This is a genomic window from Moorena sp. SIO1F2 (genome assembly GCF_010672755.1).
GTDB lineage: Bacteria > Cyanobacteriota > Cyanobacteriia > Cyanobacteriales > Coleofasciculaceae > Moorena.
Genome location: NZ_JAAHFV010000673.1, coordinates 1 through 1238 on the forward strand (window position 1 = coordinate 1; position 1238 = coordinate 1238).

1 protein-coding gene is annotated in these 1238 nt (G+C 43.7%); it reads right to left on the minus strand.

From position 1 onward, the window contains the following. Window positions 1–387: 387 nt before the first annotated feature. Window positions 388–1224 (minus strand): DUF4351 domain-containing protein, encoded by an 837-nt coding sequence (locus F6J94_RS33940; RefSeq protein ID WP_293048367.1) that lies wholly within the window; start codon window positions 1222–1224, stop codon window positions 388–390. Window positions 1225–1238 lie beyond the last annotated feature (14 nt).

Sequence of the window (1238 nt, forward strand, 5' to 3'; positions counted from 1 at the left end):
TGAATTGGTTCAGCACTTAATTCGGTTTTAAGTACCTGAATATCGCGAGGTTCTTCACCCAATAGCCAATGAAAAAACTCCGATGGGTATTCTTCGGCTAAGTATTTAGCGATGCAGCGCGGTCTTGGGGGTTTCCCCCATGAGCGACTGCATCAAGACACAGATATTATCGTAAGCCAATGCAAATTGTTTAAAGTTAACACTATCTCAGATAGTGTAGTGAATCTGAACTAGAAAATTGATCGCACCTGGATCTTGTTTATTGAGTCAAGTTATGCTAACCGAGCAATTCTGATTGAGATAAGATCTAAAAAAGACCTGATTATATCAGGTCTTTTCAAAATCATCTTCCCACCAAAAATCCTGGTGAAAACTAACAGTTCAATGTCAGCTGTGCTCCAACCAAACCCCTAAATCCGTTGCGGTCTTAAAATCCAACAACGCTTCACTCAATTCCTCCAATCGAGTAATCGATAATCCCTCAATCTGCTGTTGGAGCACAGGGTCAAGTAAACCTAACCTCAGGGTTAGCTGACGTATCACAAGCAATAGGGCTTCCTCCTGCTTTCCTCGGTCGATTCCCTGCTGGAGTCCCTTTTGGACTCCCTTTTGGATAATATCTTGATAGGTGACTGATTCTTCCATAATTTCCTCCCTCAATAATCGACGAACTAAACCTTGATCAAACCGTAAACCAGCCAGTACATCCACACAAGCTGCTAGGTTTCCCCGTAATGGTTTTTCTTCAATTTTATCCACTTGGGCAACCACTTGCTCTAACAATCGATTAGGGCTATTACTCCTAGCTAAAGTTGCCAAGGGTAACAGCGCTCGATTGGCTAACAGCGGTTGAGGGTCTTGCTCCCACAAGCGAATTACTCGATAACGGTGCCAGGTGTTAGTATCCCTAAACTCGTTCGTAAATACCAGATCGGAGGTCGTAGACTTGAGGAAAATCACCACCTGGTCAATGGGACATCGGTATTTACGTTGTAGTCTGACCCAGTAGTCTAACATCCGAAATGGTAGTGGTGGCTGGGATTGGGGTAGGGTTTGAAATTCTAGGTGCAGAATTTGGTTAGTACTTTGCAGTAGACTCAGAGCATCAGCGTGAATTGGTTCAGCACTTAATTCGGTTTTAAGTACCTGAATATCGCGAGGTTCTTCACCCAATAGCCAATGAAAAAACTCCGATGGGTATTCTTCGGCTAAGTATTTAGCGATGCAGCGCGGTCTTG